Below are 24295 nucleotides of genomic sequence, written 5' to 3' on the forward strand. Positions count from 1 at the left end.
CCATGGCCAGTGACTTCCAGCGGCGCAAGATCTCGCTCGTCTTCGGCGCCCTGGACGCCGACCACGACGGCTACCTCACCGAGTCCGATTTCCGGGCCCTCACGGCGAGGTGGCTCGGCCTCCGCGGCACGGACTCCGGCACGCCCGAAGGGGAGCGGCTCGCCGCGATCATGATGGGCTGGTGGGGCACCCTGGACGACGCCGCCGGCCACGGCGGCAAGGTCACGCTCGAGCAGGTGCTCCAGGTCGTCGACGAACTCCCGAAGATGCCGGGCGCCGTCACCGGTACGGCCGCCGCGATGTTCGAAGCCGTCGACGAAAACGGCGACGGTGTCATCTCGGTGCCCGAGTATCGCCGCATGATCGAGGCCTGGAGCGGTGCCACCCCGGACGGCGAAGTCTTCGCCCACCTCGGCCTCGACGGCGACGGCCGTCTCTCCCGAGACGAGTTCACCGGGCACTGGTACGAGTTCTGGGCGGGTGACAACCCGGCCGCTCCCGGCAGCCGGATTTTCGGACGCGTCTGACCGGAATACTCACGTGTGCGCAACACCGCTCGGCGTTCCGACCAACGGAGGACTCCGTTCGGGTGAGCCATTACCGCTGGGTAGGGAGGTCGGCGCCCACACCCCGGCGATCACGGCGTAGGGTCCGCCGAATGGGGTTCGAGCGTGAGCGACGACGCTGGCGAGTCCGGCTGCACGACGAACTCGGCCGGGTGTGCGGCGCGGGCACGGTACTCGACGAGTACCACGTGCTCACCAGCGCGCACGTCGTCGAGACCGCCGGAGGTCCGCGAGCCGCGCTGAGCGTCGACTTCGTCGGCCTGGCCGAGGCACTGCCCGGAGCCGCGGCCGTGGTCGAGGGCTGCTGGGTGCCTTCCGACGGTGGTGGCCACGGCGATCTCGCCCTGCTGCGCCTGGAACGCCCCGAATCCCGCGTGTTCCGTGCCCCGCTGCACCGGATGCCCCTCGGCGAGCACCAGCTCGTCCGCGTCTTCGGCTTCCCGCCGGGTTCGGTCGGCCGCTGGATGCACGCCCGGCTCGGCGGCCCGGAACAGACCGGCGGCGAGTGGGTCCGCCTGTTCCGCACCGCCGAGGCCGAATCGCTCGGCCCCGGCTTCGGCGGCACGGCGGTGCTCGACGAGGCGACCGGCCACTTCGTCGGCATGGTCGTCGGCAAGGACACCGGTACTTGGATGGTGCCCGTCGAGACCATGCTCGGGCACCTGCCCCAGCTCAGCATCTGGGCCTCGGGCGGCCCGGCCGTCGACGCCAGCTTCTCGCGCCCGGTGGGCGAAGCCGTCGACGTCTCCTTCGTGCAGCGCGTCGTCGACTGGTTCGCCAAGGCCGAGCCGGGCACGGTCTGGGTCGTCGACACCGGCGAGGCCGGTTCGCCGACCGCCGCGGCACTGCGGTTCGGCATCGTCCTCGCCGACCGGGAACGGTCCCTCGGCGTGCCCGGCCTGCCGCCCGCGCTCGGCCCGATGCCGCCGGCGGGCAGCGTGGACCTGGCGGTCGACGCGACCGGCCGCACCGCGGACGCCGTCCGGCACCGGATCGCCGACCGGCTCACGACCGGCGTCGCCGGCCGCACGCTGGTCGTCGACGCGATCGACGACTCCGCCGAGCCCGACCGGCTCGTCGGCGAGGTGCTCGCCCCGCTCGCCGGGCGCGCGGCCGAGCTCGGCTTGCGCCTGCTGCTCGGTTTCCGGGAGGAGTCCTCGCCCGGGGTGGCGGCCGTGCGCGCGAGCACCAACGGTGCCCGCCCGGCCCCGGACGACCTCGCCGGCCGGCTGGAGGTGCTCACCAAGGCGGTGGAGGAGCTCGCCGAGATCGAGGCGTACCAGCTGCGCGTGGCGACCCGTTTCACCGGCGTCGCGATGCTGCCGGCCCGGGCCCAACGGCTGCGGAGCGCGCTGAAGCAGCTTCGCTCGGCGGAGGTCGACGGCGACGCCGAGTGGGTCGAGCGCCACATCGACGGCCACGAGCACGCCGTGGCCCCGGCGGTCGAGGACGGCCGCCGCCAGCGCGCGGTGCTGGACGGCCTGGTCGCGCGCCGCGAGGAGCTGCGCGCCCGCCTGGCCGCCGACAACCAGCTCGCCCGCGAACAAGGCTTGCTGGGCGACCCCGACCTGGAGCAGGCGTACCTCCCGGCGAAGCGGCTGCTGATCGACGGCCCCTGCGAGCTGACGGCGGCGGCCACGGCAGTCGACAGCTATGCGGCGGCGGTCCGGGCCCGCATCGAGGACCGCGGCTGAGCCTGCTCGATTCCGTGAAGGCCACCTTGAGGAACATAGAGTTCCTCAAGGTGGCCTTCACGAACTTGCGGCGCCGAAACTGTCGGTGGCGGCCGGTAGCGTGGAAAACGGGGGCGCCCCCGCGGCCCATGCCCGGGAGCATCAGACGGTGAGGACGATCTTGCCCCGGAGATGACCGCGCTCGATCAGCCGGTGTGCGTCGGCGATGCGCTCGAACGGGAACGTCTCCTGCACGTGGACCCGGAGCTTGCCCTGTTCGACCAGCGCGGCCAAGTGGCGCAGGGCGACCGGATCGGGTTCGACCGCGATGCCGCTGAAGCGCATGCCGGCCGCCTCGAACTTCGCGATGAGTGCCGTGTCCTCCTCGGCGACCGCCGTCACGAGGTGCCCGCCCGGCCGGAGCACGCCGAGCGAGCGCGAAGCGGTGTCGCCGCCGAGCGTGTCGAGCACGAGATCGACGTCGCCGACCACCTCGGTGAAGTCGGCCGCCGTGTAGTCGACGACCTCGTCGGCGCCCAAGCCTTCGACGAACTCCCGCTTGCCCGCGCCGGCGGTGGTGATCACGTGCGCGCCCAGTGATTTCGCGATCTGGATCGCGACGTGGCCGACCCCGCCGCCTCCGCCGTGGATCAGGACGCGGTCGCCCTCGGTCACGCCGCCGAGGTCGACCAGGCCCTGCCACGCCGTCAGCCCGACGACCGGCAACGCCGACGCCTCGACGTGGGAGAGCGACGCGGGCTTGCGCACCAGGTGCAACGCCGGCGCGGCCACGAACTCGGCGTACGCGCCGGCCGCCCGCGGGAACAGCGGCATCCCGAACACCTCGTCGCCGGGCCGGAACCGCCACGTCTGCGCCGCCGCCTCGACCACGCCGCTGATGTCCCAGCCGAGGACGAACGGCGGCGGGCCGAGCAGCGGGAATTCGCCGGCGCGCAGACGGGGTTCCAGGGGGTTCAGCCCGATCGCCTTGACCCGGACGAGAACTTCGGTCGGCAGGGGCCGGGGCTCGGGTGCGTCCACGATGGTGAGGACCTCGGGGCCGCCGAGCGTGTGCTGGGTGATGACTCGCATGCCTCAACGATGGCCGCCGCGACGAAGGCGTACCACCGGTGTCCCGCCGGAATTCTCCGGCAACCCGCCAATTTGGCTAGGGTGGATGCCGTGACCCAGCCGGTGCCCTCGACCGACGATGCGGCTGTCTGCGGGCCCTTGGCCCACGGTGCGGACGTCGCCGCGCACTTCCACGACTTCGGCCAGCTCAGGTACGCCACCTCCGGGGCACTGGTCACCACGACCGCGGCCGGCACCTGGGTGGCGCCGGCGAACCGCGTCACCTGGGTGCCGCCGTTCCACGTGCACAGCAGCCGCTCACACGGGCAGACCGTGGTCGGGCTGCTCCGGGTTCCGGCGGCACTGGCCGGGCGGCTGCCGGCGCAGCCCTCGGTGTTCGCGGCCAGTGCGTTGCTGCGCGAGGCCTACCTGGCGGTGCTCGGCGACCACGAACCGGCCGGCAGCTCCCGCGCCCGTCTGCTGCTCGAGGTGGTCATCACGGAGCTCGCTCGTGCCCCGCAGGAACCCCTGCGCCTCCCGGAGCCCGGCGACGCGCGCCTCAAGGCCGTCACCGATCTGCTGCACGCCGATCCGGCGAGCCCGGCGACCCTGGCCGAGCTGGGACGCCGGACCGGTGCGAGCGAACGAACCCTCAGCCGGCTGTTCGGCAGCGAGCTGTCGATGAGCTTCCACCAGTGGCGCACGCTGCTGCGCGTTCAGCGCGCGCTGCTCGAACTCTGCGCGGGCACCTCGGTCACCGACACGGCGACGCGGCTGGGCTGGGCGAACCCGACCAGCTTCATCGAAGCTTTCACCACTCTCGTCGGCCGGACACCCGGCCGGTACCGGGCACAAGCGCGCGCCGCCGGCTAGCGGCGGCCCAAGCCGCGGATCAGCACCATCACCGCGTCACGGACCTCGGTGCGCGTCCGCTGGGGCCCGAACACCTGCCAGTCCAGCGCCACCACCAGCATCGTGCCGAACAGCCCGGCCGCCGCGGTCGGGATCTCCACTCCCGCGGGCAGGCGGCCGGCGTCCTCCAGCCGCGCGAGCTGGTGCTTCACGATCGAGATGATCTCCTCGCGCAGCAACGACAGCGTGCCGTGCCACTGGCCCGGCGTCCGCCACAGCTCGCTCACCAGGATCTGCGAAAACCCCGGGTACCGGGCGATGAACTCCAGCGTCGTGTCGACCTGGGCCTCGATCACTTCCAGCGGGTCCGCGTCCGTCACCGCCGCGCGCAGCCGCCCGGCGAGCATGTCGACGCCGTACCGCAGCAGCGCGTCGACCAGCCCGTCCTTGGACCCGAAGTTGTAGTACACCGTGCCCTTCGCGACGCCTGCCGCCGCGGCGATGTCGTCGACGGTCAGCCCCACCAGGCCACGGCTCTTCGAGAGCTCCAGGGTGGCCTCGAAGAGCTTCTGCTTCGTCCCGCCGCTCACAGGCTCAGCTCGGGCTTGAGCGCGGACACCGTCCAAACGCGACGCTTCCGCGCGGCCAGGGTCGAGACCAGGACCCCGCCCACGAGGTAGGCCAGCAGGACCCCGATGTCGCCGAGCAGTTGCGTCGTCGTGGCGCCGCTGTAGAACAGGTGGCGGAAGCCGTCGATCGCGTAGCCCATCGGCAGCACCACGTGCAGCGGGTACAGCGCGTCCGGGATCGTCTGCCATGGGAACGTGCCGCCCGCGCTGACCAGCTGCAGGACCAGCAGCACCAGCCCGAGGAACTTGCCGACCGCGCCGAAGAACGCGTTGAGCGCGTGCACCACCGAGGTGAACGTCAGCGACACCAGCACGGCGAACCCGATCGCGGGCAGCGGGTGGGCGATGTGGATGCCGACCAGCCAGGTCACCGCGCCGAACAGGACGACCACCTGCGCGGTGCCCAGCAGCGCGGAGGACAGCCAGCCGCCGACCGCGACCCGGAACGGCGCCGCGCCCGCGGTCAGCGCGCGCGTCGAGAGCGGGCGCAGGATCAGGAAGAGCACGAACGCGCCGATCCAGGTGGCCAGCGAGATGAAGAACGGCGCGAGGCCGGCGCCGTACGTCCCCGCCGACGCCTCGCCGTTGGCGTTCACCGCCACCGGGTCCGCGATCGTGTTGGCCGTCGCCGCGCGGGTCGGGTCGTCGGGGTTCGGGATCTGCTTGAGCCCGGCCGCGAGACCGTCACGCAGCTTCACCGCGCCGTCCGCGAGCTGGTTCGTGCCGTTCACGGCGGTCTTCTCGCCGTCGTTGAGCTGCGAAGCGCCGTCACGCAGCTGGTTCGCGCCGTCGGACGCCTGGGCGATGCCGCTCGCCAGCTGCGGGGACGCCGCGGCGAGCTTGGCCGCGCCGTCGGACACCTGGCGGGCGCCGTCGGCGAGCTTCGCGAGGTCGCCGTTGGCCTGCTGGATCTTGCTGTTCGCCTGGTCGACGGGGGAGCGCAGCTGGTCGGCCTTGGCCAGGATCGCCTGCACCTGGGCGTCCGGCACCCCCGCGTCGCGCAGGTCCGTCTGCAGCTGGGTGCGGTAGGAGTCGAGCTTGCCCTGGATGTCGGACGACGCGTTCGCCGCGATCGACGCCGCGTCGGCGACCTTCTGGTCCCCGGCGGCCACCTGCGAAGCGCCGCCGGCGAGCTGCTGCGTCTGCGAGGGCAGGGCAGCGGTACCGCTCTTCAACGTGCTCAGGCCGGTCGCCAGCGTCGACGAGCCGTCCGCGAGCTTGGCGGCGCCGTCGGCGAGCTGCTGCTGCCCGGACTTGAGCTGCGTGGCACCGTCGGCGAGCTGCGACGCGCCCGTCGAGGCCTCCTGGATCTTGCCGTAGATCGTGGAGAAGCCGACCAGGAACCGGTCCGCGGCCTCGCTGCCGACCTTTTCGGCGATCGTCTTGCGGACCTGCTCGGCGACCTGCTTGGCGATCGTGCCGGACAGGTAGTTGTTGGCGTCGTTGGTGGTCAGCGTGATCGTGGCCTGCTGCGGCTGGAAGTTGCCGACCGAAAGCAGCGACGCGGAGAAGCCGCTCGGGATACCGATCGCGAAGGAGTACTTGCCGTCGCGGACGCCGTCGCGCGCGTCCGGCTCGGACACCTCGTGCCACTGGAAGGTGCCGGACTTGACCAGCTCGTCGGTCACCTCGCGGCCGACGTTGCGCTGCTGGCCGCTGGAGTCCTTCGCGCCGGTGTCGCTGGTGAAGACCGCGGCGGGCAGCTTGTCGAGCCGGCCGTACGGGTCGTAGTTCGCGTAGAGGTAGAAGGACGCGTAGAGCAGCGGCACCAGGACGAGCGCGACCAAGGCGAGCTTCGGCAACGTGCCGGTGGAGAGGCGGCGCAGCTCGTTGCGCGCGATCCGGAAGGCGTTCATGCGGGGTCTCCGTCAGTGCTCACGGTGAGCTCTTCGGTGGGTTCGGGTTCGGGGCTGGGTTCGGGGGAGTGGTGCCGCGGCTCGGGCTGCTCGGTGGCGCCGATGCGCGCGGGTGCGAAGGGGAGCGCGGACAGCGGGGTGGTCGCGGCCAGCACGACCACGGCGAAACCGCGCTCGGCCTGCTCGCGCGCCAGCCCGGCCCAGCCGTCGACGTCGCTCGTGTGCCGGTCCGGGGTGTCGAGCACCAGCACGCGCACGCCCTTGCGCTCCGCGGCCAGCTCGGTGAGCAGCCGCGTGCGCAGCACCGGTGTGAGGTTCTCGAAGCGCGTGCCGGCGAACGGCGCGGCGTCGTGGCCGGCGAGCCAGCGGGCGACGTCCTCCTTGCCCGCCGGGCGGTGGGCCAGCGCCAGCTCTTCGCCGACGACCACACGCAGGGGCAGGGCGTCGTCGGGCTCGCTGACACCGGGCGCGTCGACGACCGCGACGAGCTCGGGCAGGCCCGCGTCGACGCCCTCGGCGTGCACCGTGCCGGTGGTCGGCTTGAGCCGCCCGGCCAGCGCCAGGCCGAACGCCGTGACGCCGACGCCGGGTTCGCCGTGCACGATCGCCAGGTCGCCCTCGCCGACGGTCAGCGAGGTGGGCGGTAACAAGGTGCCGTGGTGCCCTTCGAGGGACACCCGATCGGCTCGGACCTGCACGGTTTCTCCCGCTTCGAGAACTTTTGAACTGACCGGTCAGTTCAAAAGCTAGTCCCGGCGGGCGCCGGCGGCAAGATCACCGGACGCACGTCACACTTGTGGGTGGCTCACCAGATCGTGGGTCAGCGCAGCGCCGCCGCCGGGCGCACCTCCCAGGCCGTCCACAGTGGACGATAGCCCTGCCGGTGCCAGAACACCGAGGACAGCGGGTTGGTCGGGTTGTAGTAGAGGTACGTGCGGGTCGCGCCGCCCCGGTGCAGCTCCCGGTGCACGTGGGCCATCAGCGCCCGGCCGAACCCGCCGCCGCGCTCGCCGGGGGCGGTCACGACGTTGTTCACGTACCCCCAGCGTCCTGTCGGGAGCAGCTCACCCGCTTCGGTGTCCGGCAGCGTGTCCACCCACGCGCAGTGCGCGAGCGCGCGGATTTCGCCGTCCTCTTCGGCCAGCCAGACGGCCGGCTCGTCCTCGGCGAGAGCGTCCCGCAGCGACGGCGCGAGCAGCTCGGCCGTGTTGTCCCGGCGCGGCGCGGCGACGAGCCCGGTGTAGTCGAACGTCGCCACGGCCAATTCCAGCGCCGCGGCGAAGTCGCCGGGCCCGGCCCGGCGGATGGTGACCCCCGGCTCGGCGCCGGCCGGGGGAGCGGTGCGTACGCCGATGGCGGAGAGCGGGACGAGCCCGTGGTCGAGGAAGGCGCGGATCGCCTCGGCGTCCCGGCTGGGCCAGACGACCACGCACGCCGAGTCGTCGCCGGTCTCCTCGGTCTCCAGGCGGCCCTTCAGGGCGCGCAGCAGGAGGTCCGCGCCTTCGGTGCCGGTGTCGCCGAAGTACGGGAAGAACTGCCACGTGTCGGCGGCCGACCACAGCATCGGGACGTCGCCGGGCGCGAGCCGGTGCCGCTGCAGCACCCCGGTGACCTGCGTGCCGTCCGCGGTCGCCGCGTCGAGGCGCTCGCCATCGGCCGGTGGCGGGGCGGGCGGCAGCAGCGCGTCGACCGCCGCGAAGCGCGCCCGGTGCGCCGCGAGCAGCGGCTCGGCGATGTCCATGGTTCCCCCCGGAGAGTGCGAGATCAGGACCAGGCGGGGCGCCGGATCCACATGGTCCACAGTGGACGATAGCCCTGCCGGTGCCAGAACACCGGCGAGAGCGGGTTCGGCGGGTGGTAGAACAGGAACGTGCCGCGCACGCCCCGGCCGAGCAGGTCGTCGTGCGCCACCGCCATCAGTGCCCGGCCGACCCCGCCGCCGCGCGCCGCGGGCGCGACCGACAGCGTGTCGACGTACCCCCAGCGGCCCGGGAACAGCCGTCCGTGCATGCTGTCGCCCGGTGACGGCGAGGCCAGCGCGCAGGAGGCCATCCCCGCCGGTACGCCGTCGTCCTCCGCGAGCCAGACCAGGCCGCTGAAGCGCAGGGAACGGACGACTTCGGCGCGCAGCAGCGCCCGCGCGCGCGGCCGCGGCACCGCGGTGCCGACCAGCGACGTGTAGCGCCACTCCGCCAGCCGCAGTTCGGTCAGCGCGTCGATGTCGCCCTCCCCGGCGAGGCGGACGGTCACCCGGGCCGGCCCCGGCGCCCCGGGCGGGACGGCGGCCCGCACCGCCAGGCACGTCATCGGCGCGAACCCGTGCGCCAGCAGCACCGCCGACGCCTCGGCGTCGCGGCTCGGCCAGGTCAGCGTGCAGCCGGAGTCCGGGCCGGCCGGCGTCCCGCGCATCCGGTCGCGCCACGCGCCCAGCAGCGCGGCGAGGCCCGCCGCGCCGCTGTCGCCCGGCACCGCGGTCAGGTCCCAGATCTCCGACGGCCCCCACAGCGCCGGCCACGCCCCCGTGGCGTGCACGACGTGCGTCAGCAGCCCGCCCGCCTTCCGGCCGCCCGCGGCCGTCAGCAGCGGCTCGCTCGCCGCCGGCGGCGCCGCGATCGGCGGGAGCAGCGGATCGAGCGCGGCGAAGCGCGCGTTCTGCTCCGCCTCCAGGGGGTTCACGAGCGGTGCGTGCGGAAGATCGCGGTGCCCGGGAAGAGCCGGCCGCGCAGCGGGCTCCACTGGCCCCAGACCCGGGTGTGCCCTTCGGGCCACTCCGGCTCGACCAGGTCGGTCAGCGTGAACCCGGCCGTGGCCAGCGCGCGGACGTAGTCGCCGAGGGTGTGGTGGTACTCGACGTAGGTGGCGGTGCCGTCGTCGTCGACCTCGACGTACGGCGTGCGGTCGAAGTACGGCTGGGTGACGGTGAGGCCCTGCGGGCCCGGGTCGTCGGGGAAGATCCACCGCATCGGGTGAGTCACCGAGAACACCCACGGCGCGCCGGGCCGCAGCACCCGGTGGACCTCGGCGAAGACCGCGTCCACCGACGCCACGAACGGGACCGCGCCGAAGGCCGAGCAGGCCGCGTCGAAGCTGCCGGACGCCAGCGGCAGGTGCTCGGCGTTGGCCTGCACCAGCGGCACGGCGAGGCCGGTGCGCTCGTTGCCCGCCCGCGCGTGGCGGAGCATGCCCGCCGACAGGTCGGTCGCCACGGCGTGCGCGCCCTGGCCCGCCAGCCAGCGCGAGGACGCGGCCTGCCCGCAGCCGACCTCCAGCACGCGCTTGCCCCGGACGTCGCCGAGCAGCCGGGCGTCCGCCTCCCGCACGCCCTCCGGGCACCAGACGAAGTCGGCGTCGCCGAGGAACCCGCCGTGCTCGGCCTGGTAGTCGTCGGCGTCGGCGTCCCACCACGCGAGGTTCGCGGCCGCGGCCTCCGGCCCGCCGACCTCGCGGTAGGCGACCGCCGTGGTGCCCAGCCGGTGCTCGGCGGCGTCGTGGCGCCCCGGCGCGGGTGGCTCCTCCGGTGGCATGATGGTGTCTCCGGTCCCGGTGGCCTGCTTGCTCCACCTGCGTCCTCGTACGTGCGGTTTGCTTCCGCGAGGACCTTAGCGATCGACGGGGGACCCTGATTGTGCCGCCTAGCGGCTGCCGCGTAGGATAAGTGTTAGCGCAGTGGGTTCGCGCTGCCTTCCGCTCAGCTTCTGGTTGGGACTCGGGTCGCGCACCGTATGCGGGGTCAATGCCGCGGTCGTTCATGGTGGACGTTTGCTCGCAGGGTCGTCGTATGCTCCCATCGCGCCGACACATCGCGCTGACAACTGCCAACCCTCGATTCCCATCCACCGGAGCAACCCGCCTAATGACCACCGACACCGCCATCGCCCCGACCGCCCCGAACGCGGCCCCGCAGGTCGCCATCAACGACATCGGGTCGGAGGAAGATTTCCTCGCGGCTATCGACAAGACGATCAAGTACTTCAACGACGGCGACATCGTCGAAGGCACGATCGTCAAGGTCGACCGCGACGAGGTCCTGCTCGACATCGGCTACAAGACCGAGGGTGTCATCCCCTCGCGTGAGCTCTCCATCAAGCACGATGTCGACCCGGCTGAGGTTGTCACCGTCGGCGATGAGGTCGAAGCCCTCGTTCTCCAGAAGGAGGACAAGGAAGGCCGTCTGATCCTGTCCAAGAAGCGCGCGCAGTACGAGCGCGCCTGGGGCACGATCGAGGAGCTCAAGGAGAAGGACGAGCCCGTCAAGGGCACCGTCATCGAGGTCGTCAAGGGTGGCCTCATCCTGGACATCGGCCTGCGCGGCTTCCTCCCCGCGTCCCTGGTCGAGATGCGCCGCGTGCGCGACCTGCAGCCGTACGTCGGCCGCGAGCTCGAGGCGAAGATCATCGAGCTGGACAAGAACCGCAACAACGTGGTCCTGTCCCGCCGCGCCTACCTCGAGCAGACCCAGTCCGAGGTGCGCAGCGAGTTCCTCAACGCGCTCGCCAAGGGCCAGGTCCGCAAGGGCGTCGTGTCGTCCATCGTCAACTTCGGTGCCTTCGTGGACCTGGGTGGCGTCGACGGCCTGGTGCACGTCTCCGAGCTGTCCTGGAAGCACATCGACCACCCGTCCGAGGTCGTCGAGGTCGGCCAGGAGGTCACGGTCGAGGTCCTGGACGTCGACATGGACCGCGAGCGCGTCTCGCTGTCGCTGAAGGCGACCCAGGAAGACCCGTGGCGCCAGTTCGCCCGCACCCACGCGATCGGTCAGATCGTGCCGGGCAAGGTCACCAAGCTGGTTCCGTTCGGTGCGTTCGTGCGCGTCGAAGAGGGCATCGAGGGCCTGGTCCACATCTCCGAGCTGGCCGAGCGCCACGTGGAGATCCCGGAGCAGGTCGTCCAGGTCAACGGCGACGTCATGGTCAAGGTCATCGACATCGACCTCGAGCGTCGTCGCATCTCGCTGTCGCTGAAGCAGGCGAACGAGGGTGTCACGCCGGACACCGAGTTCGACCCGACCCAGTACGGCATGGCCGCCGAGTACGACGCCGAGGGCAACTACATCTACCCCGAAGGCTTCGACCCGGACACCCAGGAGTGGCAGGAAGGCTTCGACAAGCAGCGTGAGGAGTGGGAGCGCCAGTACGCCGAGGCGCACACTCGTTACGAGGCCCACATGAAGCAGGTCGTGAAGGCTGTCGAGGCGGACGCGGAAGCGGCTGCCGACGCGGCGACCGGCATCGAGGGTGGCGCGGAAAGCTACACCTCCTCGGGCTCGGCCCCGGCCGACACGAAGAGCAGCGGTGGCACCCTCGCCTCCGACGAGCAGCTCGCGGCGCTCCGCGAGAAGCTCTCCGGTGGTGCGTGAGCACTAGCGCTCTGAGCTAGACCACGGAACCCCCGGTCCACTTCGGACCGGGGGTTCCGTCGTTCGGTCTTTTGCTCTGCCGGTCAGCGGTTGCGCAGGCCGAGGCCGGTCATCATCGCCGTCACCGCCTGGCGGTACATCTGCTCGTGCGCCTCTTCGGTCGGCGGGATGAACCAGTCGGGCAACGGCGTCCGCGAAGCCAGCATCAGCTCCGCGCTGACCAGGCCGTGCATGGCCGTCCACAGCTGGTACGCCGTCGAGCGGGCGTCCGCACCCGGCGGGCACACCAGGTTGACCCGGGCGATGAACATGCCGAACGTCGTCCGCAGCACCGCCGACCGCAGGGCCGGGTCCGGGTCGAAGCCGGGGACCGGGCGTTCGAACATCAGCCCGTAGCGGGCCGGGCTCTCCAGGGCGAAGCCCCGGTATTCGAGCGCCAGGTGCAGCAGGTCGCCGACACCGTCCGGGCTCGACGGCGGCAGCCCCTCCAGCAGCTCCCGCAGCGAGTCGAAAGTGCGCTCGTACAGGGCGTCGAGCAGGCCCGCGCGGCCGCCGAAGCGGGCGTACACCGAGAGGGTCGACGCGCCGGCGGCCTCGGCCACGCCGCGCACGGTCAGGCCCGGGACACCCCGGTCCAGCAGCACGGACAACGCCGCGTCGAGATGGCGTTCGCGGCTGCCCTGTTCGGCCGGCCGCGTCGGCAAATGCCTGGTGGCCACGGCGCACCCCCTTCGCAGCAGCCGGGCGCAAGCGGCGTCCGGGTGACCCATCCGCAGCAGAAGATACGATATCCGCCCCGGTCTTGGGAATGCGCGGGATGTCCGGATGTGCGGCGTCCCCGGGAGGGACGGACACTGATGAACCACCCCGAGCCCGGCACGGTCGTCGTCACGGCGACCGGCGACGGCACCTACACACAGCAGGTCACGACGGCGACGCACACACTGCTCGTCGACGAACCCGTCGCGGTCGGCGGCGTGGACGCCGGCCCGAACCCGTACGAGCTGCTGCTCGCTTCGCTGGGTTCGTGCACGGCGATCACACTGCGGATGTACGCCGACCGCAAGGGCATCCCGCTGACCCGGGCGACGATCCGGCTGCGGCACGACCGCATCCACGCCGAGGACTGCGAACGGTGTGAAACCGAGCGGGGCATGCTCAGCCGGATCACCCGCGAGATCGAACTGGACGGCGACCTCGACGACGACCAGCGGGCCCGGCTCATGCTGATCGCCGACAAGTGCCCGGTGCACCGCACGCTGTCGTCGGAGATCGCGATCGAGACGCGCGAGACCGGTCGCTGAGCGGCGGTCAGGCGGCGCGCGCGACCACCGCGACCGGGGTGCGCGGGCGGACGGCCGGCACCCAGATGCGCTCGAGCGCGGCGGCGCGAGCCTTGCGGCGAAGGCCGGCGAAACTGTGCTTGGCCGGGACCAGCAGGGCGCTCAGCCAGGTGCGGCGGTAGTCCGCCAGTGCGTCGGCCACCGGGCGATGAAGAACGCAGTGCACCAGCCCCGGCGTGCCGAGCCGGTGCCTCCCGGCGTGCTTGCTGTCCGCCATCGGTTCCTCCGCGTGGACGACCTCGTCGCGCGCACCGTACGCACTGGCGGCGGGCAAGGTGGGTAAGCAACGCGGCGTGTCCGTATATCGGTTGAGTCACGCGTCACGATCGACTTGCGGATCGCCCGTTCCTCTGCGTCGCCGACGTCCCGCCGGGCGCGCTGTCGTGCGTGACTAGGGTGATCGGCATGTTGCGTGTGGGGTTGACGGGTGGGATCGGGGCAGGCAAGTCGACCGTGGCGAACCGGCTCGCCGAACACGGCGCCCTGCTGGTGGACTCCGACCGGATCGCGCGGGAGGTGGTCGAGCCCGGCACCGAGGGACTGGCCCGGCTGGTCGGGGAGTTCGGCCCTGGGATCCTCGCCGCGGACGGCTCGCTCGACCGGCCCGTGCTCGCCGCGAAGGCGTTCGCCGACGATGAATCGCGGCGCCGGCTCAACGCGATCGTGCACCCGCTGGTCGGCGCCCGAACCGGCGAGCTGATGGCCGCCGCGAAGCCGGACGCGATCGTCGTCCACGACATCCCGCTGCTGGTCGAGAACGGGCTGGCCACGGCCTACCACCTGGTCGTGGTCGTCGACGCGCCGGTCGAGGTGCGGGTGCGGCGGCTGGTTTCGGCCCGGGGGATGGCCGAGGAGGACGCGCGGGCGCGCATCCGGGCGCAGGCGAGCGCCGAGCAGCGCCGCGCCGTCGCCGACGTCTGGCTGGACAACGGCGGTGCCGAAGACGCCGTGCTCGCCGAGGTCGACGCGCTGTGGGCGGACCGGCTGGTGCCGTTCGAGGCGAACGTCCGGCTGCGCCGGCCGCGGCCGCCGATGTCGCCGAAGATCGCCGCGTACGACCTCACCTGGCCGGCGCAGGCCGAGCGCGTCCTCGCCCGAGTCCGCGCGGTGGCGGGGGAGCCGGCCCGCCGCGCCGACCACATCGGGTCGACGGCCATCCCCGGCCTGCCCGCCAAGGACGTCCTCGACCTGCAGCTCACGGTGTCCACTTTGGACGACGCGAACACGCTGCGGGAGCTGCTGTCCGACGCCGGCTTCCCCCGGCTGGAGGGCGACTGGTGCGACGACGCCCAGGACGGCGGCGAGCCGTGGCCCAAGTGCCTGCACGTCGGCGCCGACCCGAAGCGCCCGGTGAACCTGCACGTCCGGTCGGTGGAGACGCCGGCGTGGCGGCTCGCGCTGCTCTTCCGCGACTTCCTGCGCGCGAACCCGGACGAGCGCGACGACTACCGCGACGTGAAGCTGCGGCTGGCCGAGGCGCACGCCGCCGACGGCACGGTCGAGGCCTACGCCGACGAGAAGCAGGAGTGGGTGAACGCCGCGTTCGGCCGGGCGGAGAAGTGGGCCGCGGCCACCGGCTGGACGCCTTAGCGGTCGCGCCTGGAATCGTTGGGGGGCGGGGGAATCCCGCTGCGCGGCGCCCAGGACGCGCGTCGCGCCAATCCGGGCTGGGGCGACAGACTGAACTCCGGCTAAGATCTGCTGGCAATCATGCTCAGACCTGGGGGAGACCTTCCATGACGATGCCCGAAGACAGACCGCAGCAGCCCGCGCCGGAAGCGAATCCCTTCGGGCCCCCGGCCTCGGGGGCTGCCCTGCCGCCGTACCCGTCCGCGCCGTACCCATCCGCGCAGTACCCGCCCGCGCCGTACCCGACGCCTCCGCCGCTCGGCTTGCCGCCCAAGAAGCGTGGTGGCCTCAAACTCGCGCTGCGGATCGGTGTTCCCCTCGTGTTCCTCGCGGTCGTGGTCGTGATCGGGCTGACCTCGTCCACGGCCAAGAGCAGCAACGTCGGCGACTGCCTCAAGGGCAACACGGACAACGCCGACAGCGTGACCTCGGTGGCCTGTGGCCCGGAGGCCAGCTACAAGATCGTCGGCAAGGTCGCGAACCAGTCTCAGCTGGCACTGACCGTCGGCGGCGGCTGTGACCAGTTCCCGACCGCGACCGTCGCGTACTGGGAGGGCGTCAAGTCCTCGGAGGGCACGTTGCTCTGCCTGGAGGACGTGAAGAACCCGGGCAAGGGCATGCCGGTGGTGGGTGACTGCGTCAAGGGAGACCTCTCCGATGCCGCCCACACCGAAAAGGTCCCGTGTGGACCGGAGGCGAGCTACAAGGTCGCCGGTGTCGAGGACGGCGGCGCGCTGGGCGGGCTCACGACCGCGGTCTGCGCCAAGGTCCCGTCCGCGGCCGCCTCGATGGAGTGGAAGCGGCAGGGCAGCCTGTCGTCGAAGGTCCTGTGCCTGGAAGACCTGAAGAACCCGGACAACCGGAAGCCCGCCGTCGGCGAGTGCATGGCGACCGGCGCCAACGACGAGCTCCACCTCGCCCCCTGCAAGAAGGGTGCGGCGAAGGTGCTCGGTCAGGTGGACGGCCTGACCAAGATGGACGGTCTGTCGAAGACCGTCGAGGAGATCTGCAAGGACTTCCCCGGCGCCGACCAGGCGGCTTCCTGGAGCATGAAGGGCTCCTTCGCGGTGACCACCTACTGCATGCAGTCGGTCAAGAAGTAGGGCTTGGTGGGCGGTTTCGGAAGTGTTTCGGGGAACTTCCGGAACCGACCACTCAGGCTTTCATGTCCTTGAGCCGCGGCCAGATCTCGGCCCAGCTCGCGGTCCGGCCGGTGAGCTGCCAGACCGGCATGTGCTCGCTCGCATTGCGCACGCCGAGCCGGTTGCCGACCTGCCCGACGATCCTGGTGTCACCGAAGTACTTCGCGAGCTTCGACGGGTCGTAGCCCACGAAGAGCACGTTGCCGGCGTCGTCGGCCGGACGGCCGAAGTACCAGAAGCCCCGGCTGGGGCTGTACGCCTCGGGCAGCCCGCGCTCGGGCCCGTACCGGCTGAGGGCACCCGCCTGCCAGTAGCCGCCGGTGACGATCGCCGTCCCCGGGGGCGCGGTCCGGTGCAGCGCGGCGACGTCGTCGGCGAGGTCCGGCCAGCCGATCTCCTCGGCGGCGTAGGCGGGCCGCGGCACATCCGGGTGCTCGACGAGCCAGTGCGCCGGCCAGACCGGCAGCGTGAACGGCAGGCTGAACAGGGCGGACACGACGAAAACGGGCCAGGTCGGCACCCACCGCCACCACAGCGCGGGCTCCCTGGCCTCCAAGTGCACGGCGGCGGCCGCCCACAGCACGCCGAACATCCCGGCCGCGTAGTAGTACCGCCCGTTCGCGACGAGGAAGACCGTGACGACACCCAGCGCCGTCCAGCCGAGGAACCGGTAGGGCCGCAGCTGCTTGCTCCCGAGCAGCACGGCGACGCCGTAGAGCACCCCGAGCGCGCCGATCACCCACCCGGCGCCGGCCAGCAGGTTCGGGACGAAGCTCGCGCGGCCGCCGGCGGCGTCGACCTCGGCGCCGACCGCGTCCCCCATGCCGAGCTGCGGCCAGCCGTTCGCGCGCTGCCACAGGAGCGTGGGCACCAGCGAGACCGCGGCGATCAGGGCACCCAGCCAGAGCTGGGGGCGGCGCAGCAGCTCTCGCGGGCCGAACACGGCCACCGCGAACGCGGTCACTGCCCAGAAGGCCGCGATGAGCAGCTTGTCGTTGAGCGCCACGGCCGTCACGACGCCGAGCCAGACCAGCAGGGCGTCGTTCCGGGTGCGGACCCAGCGGACCAGCAGCCACAGCACGAGCGTCCACAGCAGCGGGTCGATCGTCGACGTGGCGAGGTAGTGGCCGCTGCCGACGAACTGCCCACAGATCGCGTACGCCGCCGCCGCGCGGGCCTGCGCCTTGCGTTTTCCGCCGAGTTCGCGCGCTGTCAGCGCGGTGACGACTACCCCGGCCGCTGTCGCGAGGATCGCCGGTAGCCGGAACACCACTAGCGAGCCCGGGGCCAGGGCGTTCATCGCCTAGGCCAGTGCCGGCACCAGAGGTGGCTGGTCGGCGTATCCCCAGGCCAGGTGCCTGCCGGCCGCGAGGAAGTACAGCTCGTCACCGAAGTAGCCGTAGCGGCCTGCTGTGAGCAGCAGTGCCGTTGCCGGTCCTGCCGCGAGCAGCAGGACCGGTAGCCGGGCTAACGGCGCCAGTTCGGCTTTCGCCTCGTCGGTGGCCGTGGCTACGCCGTCCATTGTGCTCCTTTGTTCCTCTGTCGGCGTTCTTCTCGCACCCTACGTGGGTGGGGTTCCTTGCATCGTGTGGGTGGTGACCTCGGTTACATCTCTTGTGGCTGGGTTTCAAGATGCGGCTTCGCCGTGGCGTGGAGAATCGGCGCTCCTCGGGTTGTTTTCTCGTTGTGGTCGGCAACGCCGATTCCCCACGCACCGAGCCCTTCCGTCTTTTCTCGTCGGTGTTCCGGTGCTGTGACAGGTTGGCTTTGGTGGTACCTGATCGTGTGATGACAGGTGTTCGATTGGCGGTATTCTTGAGTTATGGCCGAACGCGTGATCTGGCAAGCCGATGCGGTGGCACTCGCCGGCCGTCTCGGTGCCCTGTTCGCGTCCATCCGGTCTGCTGAGGCTGAAGTTGGGGCGTTGTTGGTGGAGATCGAGCAGCGCGGTGTGCTGGAGCTGTTCGGTTACCGATCGGTCCCCCGCCTTCTCGAGCATCTGGCTGATGTTCCGAAGTCCTCGGCCGAGCGGATGGTGAAGCGGGCGCGGGCGGTCAATCCCGGTGTGAGCCTTGATGGCGCTCCGATTCCCGCGATCGCTGCTGCGACTGGGGTTGTGGCTCGGTCGGGGCGGTTGAGTGACCCGATGATCGATGTGATTGTCGGGGTGTTGCAGGATGTTCCGCCTGAGCATCGTGAGGGTGCCGAGCAGCATCTGCTCGGCTTTGCTGAGGAGGCCGGGCATCGGCAGGTCGCTGCCCTGGGCGCCCGGATCCTGGCCCATCTCGACCCCGACGGCACCGAGCCGGACGACACCGAAATCGCCATCCCGACCCGGGAACTGTCGTTGCGGCGTAAGAGAACCGGGATGTGGGAGATCAGCGGCAAACTCGACGATGAGACCGGCGCCCGCGCCAGCGCGCTCCTCGACTCTCTCGCGCAGCGCCGCAGCACCGACGAGGGCCCAGACCTGCGCTCGCCGCAGGAACGTTACGGTGATGCGTTCTCCGACGCGGTCGATCTGGCGTTGAATTCTCCGGAGTTGCCGAGGCAGGCCGGTGAACGCGCGCACGTGATGGTCACGGTCTCCTTGGAGGATTTGAAGTCCGGGGTGGGCACCGCGCTGCTCGGTGATGTCGGGACGATCTCGGCGGCGGAGGCCCGGTTGCATGCCTGTGACTGCAACATCATCCCCGCGGTCCTCGGTACGAAGAGCGAACCGCTGGACCTGGGGCGCCTGCGTCGCCTGGTCAGCCCCGCACTCCGGCACGCCCTGTATCTGCGCGACCGGGGCTGCGCATTTCCTGGGTGTCATCGCCCACCCCGCCACTGTCAGGGCCATCACGTCCGCCATTGGGCGGATGGTGGTCCGACGGAGCTGGGGAATCTGGTGCTGACGTGCGCTCACCACCACAGGCTGTTGCATCGCTCCGGGTGGGAAGTCCGCATCGCCGCCGACGGTCTCCCGGAGTTCCTGCCGCCGATCTTCTTGGACAAGCGGCGAAAACCCAGGCGAAACAATCTCCACCAACCGCTGCCCGTCGCGGCGTAACCGAATAGGGGACAGGCCCGCAGCCACACGGCTACGGGCCTACACCCACGAGGTCATGCCCGGTGGATCCAGTCCGATCCGGTTCGGCCCGCCGGCCGCGGGTATCCGGGAACTCTGCTACGGAAGCGGGAGGATGCGGGATGTGTCGTCTGTTCGGTTTGTCCGCTGCGCCACAACGGGTTCACGCCACTTTCTGGCTGCTCGAAGCCCCGGACAGCCTGGCCGCGCAGAGCCGGCGGGAACCCGACGGGACCGGTTTGGGGGTCTTCGGCGCGGATGGTGCGCCGCGGATCTGGAAACAGCCGCTCGCCGCCTACGCGGACGAGCAGTTCGCCTACGAAGCCAAGCAGTGTGAGTCGGTGACGTTCCTCGCGCACATCCGCTACGCCTCGACCGGCGGTGTCGAGCCCCGGAACACCCATCCTTTCACGCAACACGGCCGTCTCTTCGCCCACAACGGCGTGATCGGCGACCTGCCGGCGCTGGAAGCCCGGCTCGGCGACTACCGGGACCTCGTCGAAGGCGACACCGACTCCGAGCGGTTCTTCGCCCTCGTCACGCGGGAGATCGACGAGCACGACGGTGACGTCGGCGCCGGGATCACCGCCGCCGCGCGGTGGGCCGCCGCGCACCTGCCCGTCTACGCGCTCAACCTCGTTCTGACCACCTCCAGCGAGCTGTGGGCGTTGCGGTACCCGGACACCCACGACCTCTGCTTCCTCGCCAGGGCGCCGGGTGGGCCGCACGGCGACCGCCACCTCGAACACGCCAGTGCCGCCGGCCGCATCCGGGCCCGCTCCGGGCCGCTCGCCCACCACCGCGCCGTCGTCGTCGCCAGTGAGCCGATGGACGAAGATCCCGGCTGGCAGCACCTGCAGCCCGGTCAGCTGCTGCATGTCGGCCCCGGCCAGGTCGTCACCCGCCGGACCGTCCTCGAACAGCCGCCGCGGCACCCGCTCACCCTCGACGATCTCGGCACGCACGCCGCCGCGTCGCAGCAAGGCCGGTGAACCCGGGCGGCACTGACCCGGGCCGCGCTCCGATTCCTTTCGGGGCCGCTCGACGTCCAAGACTTCGGAACCGGTGCTGCCCCGCGCCGCGAACCGAAGGAGCGAGTCCATGTCCGACTTGAAAGCCCACGCCGACCTGCTGCGCGAACTCCACCACGGGAAGCTGCTCGTCCTGCCGAACGCCTGGGACGAGGCCAGCGCCGAACTCGTCGTCGAGGCCGGGTTCCCGGTTGTGGCGACCTCCAGCGCCGCCGTGGCCGACGTGCTGGGCCACCAGGACGGCGAGAAGGCGCCCTGGCGGGAGATGTTCGCCGCCGCCGCCCGGATCGCGGCCGTCGTGCCCGTTCCGGTGACCGTCGATGCCGAGGCCGGCTACGGCCTCCAGCCGGACGAGCTGGTGGACCGGCTCCTCGAGGCCGGGGCCGTCGGCTGCAACCTGGAGGACACCGACCACCGGGCCGGGGGTCTCGTCGACGCTGCCGAGCACGCCGACTGGCTGGCCCGGGTGCGCGCGGCCGCCGACGCGTCCGGCGTCCCGGTCGTCGTCAACGCGCGCATCGACGCGTTCCTGCCGCCCAGCGGGATTCCCGAAGAAACCCGGCCGGCCGAAGCGATCCGGCGGGGCCGGCTGTACCGGCAGGCCGGTGCCGACTGCGTCTACCCGATCGGGATGACGAGCCGTGACGACGTCGCCCGGCTGGTCGCCGAGGTGCCGGGCCCGGTCAACGGCAACACCGGCGCCGCGCTGGACCTGGACACCCTGGCGGCGCTGGGGGTCGCCAGGGTGTCCTACGGGCCCCGCTTCTACCGCGCGGGACCCGGACAGCTGCGCGGCGCCCTCGAGACCCTGCGCCGGACCGAGGAACCGGATGGCCGGGCGCCCCGTCGATGAGGTGGTCCTCGCTTCGGCCCTGGACTACGCGGTGACGTCGGCGGCGGGGATCGGTCTCGCCGATCTTCGCCGCCCGTCGGCCTGCGCCGGCTGGACCGTCGCGGACGCGCTGGCCCACCTGACGGCGTCGCTCCGGTGCTTGGCCACGGCCCTGGCCTCCGGCGCCGTGCCGTGCCCGGTCACCCCGCCTGCCGGGCCGGTCACGGCGCGGACGCTGCGCCGCGAGCTCGGCCGGGCGGCGGTTTCGTTCGGCGCCGCGGCCCGCGATCTCCGGGGGCGGCGCTCGGTCGCCGTCGACGGCTTGCCGCTGCCCTGTCACCGGCTGGTCGTCGTGGGCGCGATCGAGGCGGCCGTCCACGGCTGGGACGTCGCCCGCCGGCCCGTCCCCGGTGAGCTCGCCACCCGGCTGCTCGCCGTGCTGCCCCTGGTCGTCGACGACACGACCCGGCGCGGGGTGTTCGCCGATCCGGTCGCCCTGCCGCCGGGCCGCCCGGCCGGGGAACGCCTGCTCGCGGCCCTCGGCCGCGATCAGCTGCACCAGGACCGATTCCTTTTGCCGCCGGGTGATGTCCAATGAACAGGACCCCACGAACAGGGAGGGCGTTGTGTCTTCGGAGACGATCCCGCGGGCGGGAAACGCGTGGTGGCGAGACGAGTTCGACGCGCTTCGCCCGGCCCTGGTCGCGCACTGCTACCGGATGACCGGCTCGTACCACGACGCCGAGGACGTCGTCCAGGAGACCTATCTCAAGGCGGCGCGGGGCGTGGACGCGTTCGAAGGGCGCTCGTCGGTCAAGACCTGGCTCTACCGGATCGCGACCAACACCTGCCTCACCGAGCTGAACCACCGGAACCGGCGCGTGCTGCCCGCCGGGCTCGGCGCACCGGCAGACGATCCGGACGCCCGCGTCCACGGTGACGACTCGCTCGCGTGGCTCGAGCCGCTGCCCGACGCCGTGCTCGGGCACCAGCCCGGCGATCCGGGGGACGTCGTCGTGCTGCGCGAGTCGGTGCGGCTGGCGCTGATCGCGGCACTGCAGTACCTGCCGGTCCGCCAGCGCGCGGCGTTCCTGCTCCGGGAGGTGCTTTCCTGGTCCGCCGCCGAGATCGCCGACGCCCTCGGCGTCAGCGTTCCCGCCGTCAAGAGCCTGCTGCAACGCGCCCGCGGCAGGCTCGACGCCCTGGATCCGGACGGTCCGCCGCCGCGGACGCCGGACGCCGGCGTCGAGCGGGCGCTGCTCGACCGCTACATCGCGGCCTTCGAGGCCGCGGACGCCGCCGCCATCCGCGCGGTCGTCCAGGACGACTTCAGCCTCGAAGCCGTGCCGCACCCGGTCTGGTTCAAGGGGGTGCACGTGTGCCTGCCGTTCCTGGAGCGGCACGCCTTCGCCGCCGGCGGGACCGTCCGGCTGCTGCCCACGCGGGCCAACGGCCAGCCGGCGGCGGGCAGCTACCGGCCCGACGCTTCGGGGACCCTGCGCGCCGAAGGCCTGTGGGTGTTCACGATGACCGGAGACCGCTTCTCCCGGGCCGTCAAGTTCCTCGATCCGGACCTCGTCACCGCCGCCGGCCTGCCCGCGCGGCCGGCCTGATCAGGCGCGCATCAGGATGAAGTCGCCGTGCCCGCCGTAGCCGAGCACGTCTTCGGCGTACTGGGTGCCGTCGAAGGTGGTCAGCCACCACCGATCGCCGATCCGCACGAGCATCGGGTGCGGGATGTTGGTGCCGTACGGCGCGTTCAGCGTGCCCAGCTTGCGCAGCCGCAGGTCGTAGACCGGGTATTCGCGGGCATTGCCGTCGCTGGCGAACAGGTACCACCGGCCGCCCACCCGCTGCAGGATGGTGCCTTCGGTCTGGGTGACCGACGTGTCGGCGCCCAGCAGCGTCAGGCCACGGTCGTAGTCGGCGCCGGGGGCGGCGGCCGCCAGCGCGGGGTGGAACACGAAGGCCGGCTGCTGCGCCGGGCTTTCCACGAACGCGATGTGCCAGCGGCCGTCGATCTTCGTCAGCGCGGGGTCCCATGAGCTGACGCTCGTCGGCAGCGGGAGCTGTTCGGTGGGCAGGACGTGCACGCCGGAAAGCACGTCGGCGTGGGTGACGGCGTGGCGCACGTGCACGCCGGTGAAGGCGAAGTCGCCCCACGAGCTCATGAGCAGGATGAACCGGTCGTGCTCGTCGTCGCGGACGATCTGGCCGGCGTGGTCGCCGAGCACGACGCCGTCGCGCGCGAAGAACAGGGTCGCGACCTGCTCCAGCTTCGTCGGATCGGCGAGGTCGAGCGTCCAAACCGCCCAGTGGGCCTGCTGGAAGAAGCCGAGCCCGGCGTTGGTCATGGTCAGGTAGAGCTTGCCGTGGCGGATGTAGGGCCGTCCGTCGGCGTACTGCACGACGTGGGGATCGCGGACGCCGGCCTGGCCGAAGTAGCCGGCCCGGACCCGGCCGAGCCGCGCCGGCCCACGGCTGCCGTAGGCGTAGGACAGCTTGCGCAGCACCGCGGGGTCGCGCAGGTCGATCCGCGCCCGGACCTGGTCGCGTTCGGTCAGCAGCGGCCGCCACCCGGTGCCCGTGCCGGCCAGGACCGTGACCGCGTTTTCGTTGACCACCACGGCGAAACCGAACGGCGCCGTCAGCTTCGCCGCCGTGGTCTTGACCACCGTGGTCCCGGCGGGCGTGGTGACCTCGATGGCCGCCTGTCCCACGGCGTCGTCGTAGGTGCCGAGCACCGAGACGCCGTTCCCGGCCAGCCCGGCGACGACCCGGGAGCCCGGTGCGGCCACTTCGACGGTCACCGTTCCGTAGGGAGCTTTCGGCCGTGCTCCGGTCTCGACCAGGGCACCGGGCCGGGCCCGGGTGTCGACCTGGACGAACTTCGGGGCGATCAGGGCGAACGGCCGGAACTGCTCTTCGACCGTGAACTCGAGGTCCAGCGGGCTCGGGCCGGCCGCTTCGGCGGATCCGCCGAACAGCCCAGCCGTCACGCCCGTGACCCCCAGCAGGGTGAGCGCGCGCAGCACTTCGCGTCGATCGAAGTCGGATTCGGTCACCTGGGGAACCTCCGGAAACTGGTTGCGACAACGTTGTCAACGGGTCCGGGCAGGCGGCTCGCGGCTGAACCACCGGGTCGTCACCGTAGGGCCCGGCAAGAGCCGTCCGCAACGGCCGTTCGCCTGCCCGGCGTGACGCCGATGGGTGTTCCAGGTTCCGGACGGCCCTCCGGTGGGTAG

At 71.9% G+C, this 24295-nt stretch carries 22 protein-coding genes and 1 pseudogene; 12 read left to right on the forward strand and 11 right to left on the reverse strand.

The annotated features are described in order from the left end of the window. Positions 1-2: 2 nt before the first annotated feature. Both A3CE_RS0144740 and A3CE_RS0144745 read left to right on the forward strand, forming a co-directional pair. A complete protein-coding gene (locus tag A3CE_RS0144740) occupies positions 3-527 on the forward strand; it encodes an EF-hand domain-containing protein (protein WP_020646638.1) in 525 nt (174 codons plus the stop codon). Between the two features lie 131 nt (positions 528-658). Continuing rightward, the gene (locus A3CE_RS0144745) at positions 659-2260 is read left to right on the forward strand and encodes a trypsin-like peptidase domain-containing protein (protein WP_020646639.1); all 1602 of its coding nucleotides are present in this window, start codon (positions 659-661) and stop codon (positions 2258-2260) included. Positions 2261-2401: 141 nt separating this feature from the next. Here A3CE_RS0144745 and A3CE_RS0144750 read toward each other — a convergent pair whose 3' ends face one another. Then, positions 2402-3331 carry an NADP-dependent oxidoreductase gene (locus A3CE_RS0144750; protein WP_020646640.1) on the reverse strand — a complete coding sequence of 310 codons (930 nt, stop codon included), beginning with the start codon at positions 3329-3331 and terminating at the stop codon, positions 2402-2404. A 90-nt stretch (positions 3332-3421) separates the two neighbouring features. On the opposite strand from A3CE_RS0144750, the gene A3CE_RS0144755 reads away from it, so the two are divergent. Further along, positions 3422-4183, forward strand: coding sequence for an AraC family transcriptional regulator (locus A3CE_RS0144755; protein ID WP_043791444.1), 762 nt, complete (start codon positions 3422-3424; stop codon positions 4181-4183). Here the strand turns inward: A3CE_RS0144755 and A3CE_RS0144760 are convergent. The 6 genes from A3CE_RS0144760 to A3CE_RS0144785 all read right to left on the reverse strand — a co-directional run bounded on the left by A3CE_RS0144760 (position 4180) and on the right by A3CE_RS0144785 (position 10171). Beyond that, positions 4180-4752 carry a TetR/AcrR family transcriptional regulator gene (locus tag A3CE_RS0144760; RefSeq protein WP_020646642.1) on the reverse strand — a complete coding sequence of 191 codons (573 nt, stop codon included), beginning with the start codon at positions 4750-4752 and terminating at the stop codon, positions 4180-4182. The two genes, A3CE_RS0144755 and A3CE_RS0144760, sit on opposite strands and share 4 nt — an antisense overlap. Continuing rightward, entirely contained in the window at positions 4749-6647 is a 1899-nt protein-coding gene (locus A3CE_RS0144765) for a YhgE/Pip family protein (protein ID WP_020646643.1), read from the reverse strand. Before A3CE_RS0144765 ends, A3CE_RS0144760 begins: the two co-directional genes overlap by 4 nt. Next, complete coding sequence (locus A3CE_RS0144770; RefSeq protein WP_020646644.1) at positions 6644-7345, reverse strand: ABC transporter ATP-binding protein; 702 nt, start codon at positions 7343-7345, stop codon at positions 6644-6646. The genes A3CE_RS0144765 and A3CE_RS0144770 overlap by 4 nt, the downstream gene beginning before the upstream one ends. 122 nt (positions 7346-7467) lie before the next feature. Further along, entirely contained in the window at positions 7468-8388 is a 921-nt protein-coding gene (locus A3CE_RS0144775; protein ID WP_026469470.1) for a GNAT family N-acetyltransferase, read from the reverse strand. Positions 8389-8411: 23 nt separating this feature from the next. After that, positions 8412-9323 carry a GNAT family N-acetyltransferase gene (locus A3CE_RS0144780; RefSeq protein ID WP_020646646.1) on the reverse strand — a complete coding sequence of 304 codons (912 nt, stop codon included), beginning with the start codon at positions 9321-9323 and terminating at the stop codon, positions 8412-8414. After that, entirely contained in the window at positions 9320-10171 is an 852-nt protein-coding gene (locus A3CE_RS0144785; protein WP_020646647.1) for a class I SAM-dependent methyltransferase, read from the reverse strand. The genes A3CE_RS0144780 and A3CE_RS0144785 overlap by 4 nt, the downstream gene beginning before the upstream one ends. Before the next feature lie 329 nt (positions 10172-10500). Between A3CE_RS0144785 and rpsA the strand changes: the two genes are divergently transcribed. Next, a complete protein-coding gene (gene rpsA, locus A3CE_RS0144790) occupies positions 10501-12003 on the forward strand; it encodes a 30S ribosomal protein S1 (RefSeq protein ID WP_020646648.1) in 1503 nt (500 codons plus the stop codon). A gap of 83 nt (positions 12004-12086) precedes the next feature. Here the strand turns inward: rpsA and A3CE_RS0144795 are convergent, their stop codons facing one another. After that, entirely contained in the window at positions 12087-12722 is a 636-nt protein-coding gene (locus A3CE_RS0144795) for a TetR/AcrR family transcriptional regulator (RefSeq protein WP_026469471.1), read from the reverse strand. Between the two features lie 138 nt (positions 12723-12860). Between A3CE_RS0144795 and A3CE_RS0144800 the strand changes: the two genes are divergently transcribed. Next, positions 12861-13307: an OsmC family protein gene (locus A3CE_RS0144800; RefSeq protein ID WP_020646650.1), complete on the forward strand. Its 447-nt coding sequence runs from the start codon at positions 12861-12863 to the stop codon at positions 13305-13307. A gap of 7 nt (positions 13308-13314) precedes the next feature. On the opposite strand, the gene A3CE_RS0144805 is transcribed toward A3CE_RS0144800, so the two are convergent. Next, positions 13315-13563: a hypothetical protein gene (locus tag A3CE_RS0144805; protein ID WP_026469472.1), complete on the reverse strand. Its 249-nt coding sequence runs from the start codon at positions 13561-13563 to the stop codon at positions 13315-13317. Positions 13564-13751: 188 nt separating this feature from the next. Between A3CE_RS0144805 and coaE the strand changes: the two genes are divergently transcribed. Together coaE and A3CE_RS53815 are read left to right on the forward strand one after the other, a co-directional pair. Further along, entirely contained in the window at positions 13752-14936 is a 1185-nt protein-coding gene (gene coaE / locus A3CE_RS0144810) for a dephospho-CoA kinase (RefSeq protein ID WP_026469473.1), read from the forward strand. A 146-nt stretch (positions 14937-15082) separates the two neighbouring features. Next, positions 15083-16078, forward strand: a complete 996-nt coding sequence (locus tag A3CE_RS53815) for an LppU/SCO3897 family protein (protein WP_020646653.1) — start codon at positions 15083-15085, stop codon at positions 16076-16078. 52 nt (positions 16079-16130) lie between these two features. Here the strand turns inward: A3CE_RS53815 and A3CE_RS52810 are convergent. Further along, a pseudogene (locus tag A3CE_RS52810) lies at positions 16131-17639 on the reverse strand (ArnT family glycosyltransferase). Between the two features lie 300 nt (positions 17640-17939). On the opposite strand from A3CE_RS52810, the gene A3CE_RS0144825 reads away from it, so the two are divergent. The 5 genes from A3CE_RS0144825 (at position 17940) to A3CE_RS0144845 (ending at position 22663) form a co-directional block, all read left to right on the forward strand. Further along, positions 17940-19169 (forward strand): HNH endonuclease signature motif containing protein, encoded by a 1230-nt coding sequence (locus A3CE_RS0144825; protein WP_020646656.1) that lies wholly within the window; start codon positions 17940-17942, stop codon positions 19167-19169. 140 nt (positions 19170-19309) lie between these two features. Next, the gene (locus A3CE_RS0144830; protein ID WP_020646657.1) at positions 19310-20179 is read left to right on the forward strand and encodes a class II glutamine amidotransferase; all 870 of its coding nucleotides are present in this window, start codon (positions 19310-19312) and stop codon (positions 20177-20179) included. A gap of 109 nt (positions 20180-20288) precedes the next feature. Then, the gene (locus A3CE_RS0144835) at positions 20289-21071 is read left to right on the forward strand and encodes an isocitrate lyase/PEP mutase family protein (RefSeq protein WP_020646658.1); all 783 of its coding nucleotides are present in this window, start codon (positions 20289-20291) and stop codon (positions 21069-21071) included. Next, positions 21049-21648: a maleylpyruvate isomerase N-terminal domain-containing protein gene (locus tag A3CE_RS0144840; protein ID WP_020646659.1), complete on the forward strand. Its 600-nt coding sequence runs from the start codon at positions 21049-21051 to the stop codon at positions 21646-21648. Before A3CE_RS0144835 ends, A3CE_RS0144840 begins: the two co-directional genes overlap by 23 nt. Before the next feature lie 28 nt (positions 21649-21676). Further along, entirely contained in the window at positions 21677-22663 is a 987-nt protein-coding gene (locus tag A3CE_RS0144845) for an RNA polymerase subunit sigma-70 (RefSeq protein WP_020646660.1), read from the forward strand. On the opposite strand, the gene A3CE_RS0144850 is transcribed toward A3CE_RS0144845, so the two are convergent. Next, positions 22664-24115: a hypothetical protein gene (locus tag A3CE_RS0144850; RefSeq protein WP_020646661.1), complete on the reverse strand. Its 1452-nt coding sequence runs from the start codon at positions 24113-24115 to the stop codon at positions 22664-22666. Between the last annotated feature and the right edge of the window lie 180 nt (positions 24116-24295).

Origin of the sequence: Amycolatopsis balhimycina FH 1894 (assembly GCF_000384295.1) — a bacterium.
GTDB classification, from domain to species: domain Bacteria; phylum Actinomycetota; class Actinomycetes; order Mycobacteriales; family Pseudonocardiaceae; genus Amycolatopsis; species Amycolatopsis balhimycina.

Coding starts and splice junctions, on each gene's coding strand:
- A3CE_RS0144835 (WP_020646658.1), top strand. CDS start 20,289: ATGTCCGACTTGAAAGCCCACGCCGACCTGCTGCGCGAACTCCACCAC.
- A3CE_RS0144840 (WP_020646659.1), top strand. CDS start 21,049: ATGGCCGGGCGCCCCGTCGATGAGGTGGTCCTCGCTTCGGCCCTGGAC.
- coaE (WP_026469473.1), top strand. CDS start 13,752: ATGTTGCGTGTGGGGTTGACGGGTGGGATCGGGGCAGGCAAGTCGACC.
- A3CE_RS53815 (WP_020646653.1), top strand. CDS start 15,083: ATGACGATGCCCGAAGACAGACCGCAGCAGCCCGCGCCGGAAGCGAAT.
- A3CE_RS0144740 (WP_020646638.1), top strand. CDS start 3: ATGGCCAGTGACTTCCAGCGGCGCAAGATCTCGCTCGTCTTCGGCGCC.
- A3CE_RS0144805 (WP_026469472.1), bottom strand. CDS start 13,563: ATGGCGGACAGCAAGCACGCCGGGAGGCACCGGCTCGGCACGCCGGGG.
- A3CE_RS0144785 (WP_020646647.1), bottom strand. CDS start 10,171: ATGCCACCGGAGGAGCCACCCGCGCCGGGGCGCCACGACGCCGCCGAG.
- A3CE_RS0144825 (WP_020646656.1), top strand. CDS start 17,940: ATGGCCGAACGCGTGATCTGGCAAGCCGATGCGGTGGCACTCGCCGGC.
- rpsA (WP_020646648.1), top strand. CDS start 10,501: ATGACCACCGACACCGCCATCGCCCCGACCGCCCCGAACGCGGCCCCG.
- A3CE_RS0144765 (WP_020646643.1), bottom strand. CDS start 6,647: ATGAACGCCTTCCGGATCGCGCGCAACGAGCTGCGCCGCCTCTCCACC.
- A3CE_RS0144830 (WP_020646657.1), top strand. CDS start 19,310: ATGTGTCGTCTGTTCGGTTTGTCCGCTGCGCCACAACGGGTTCACGCC.
- A3CE_RS0144800 (WP_020646650.1), top strand. CDS start 12,861: ATGAACCACCCCGAGCCCGGCACGGTCGTCGTCACGGCGACCGGCGAC.
- A3CE_RS0144775 (WP_026469470.1), bottom strand. CDS start 8,388: ATGGACATCGCCGAGCCGCTGCTCGCGGCGCACCGGGCGCGCTTCGCG.
- A3CE_RS0144750 (WP_020646640.1), bottom strand. CDS start 3,331: ATGCGAGTCATCACCCAGCACACGCTCGGCGGCCCCGAGGTCCTCACC.
- A3CE_RS0144745 (WP_020646639.1), top strand. CDS start 659: ATGGGGTTCGAGCGTGAGCGACGACGCTGGCGAGTCCGGCTGCACGAC.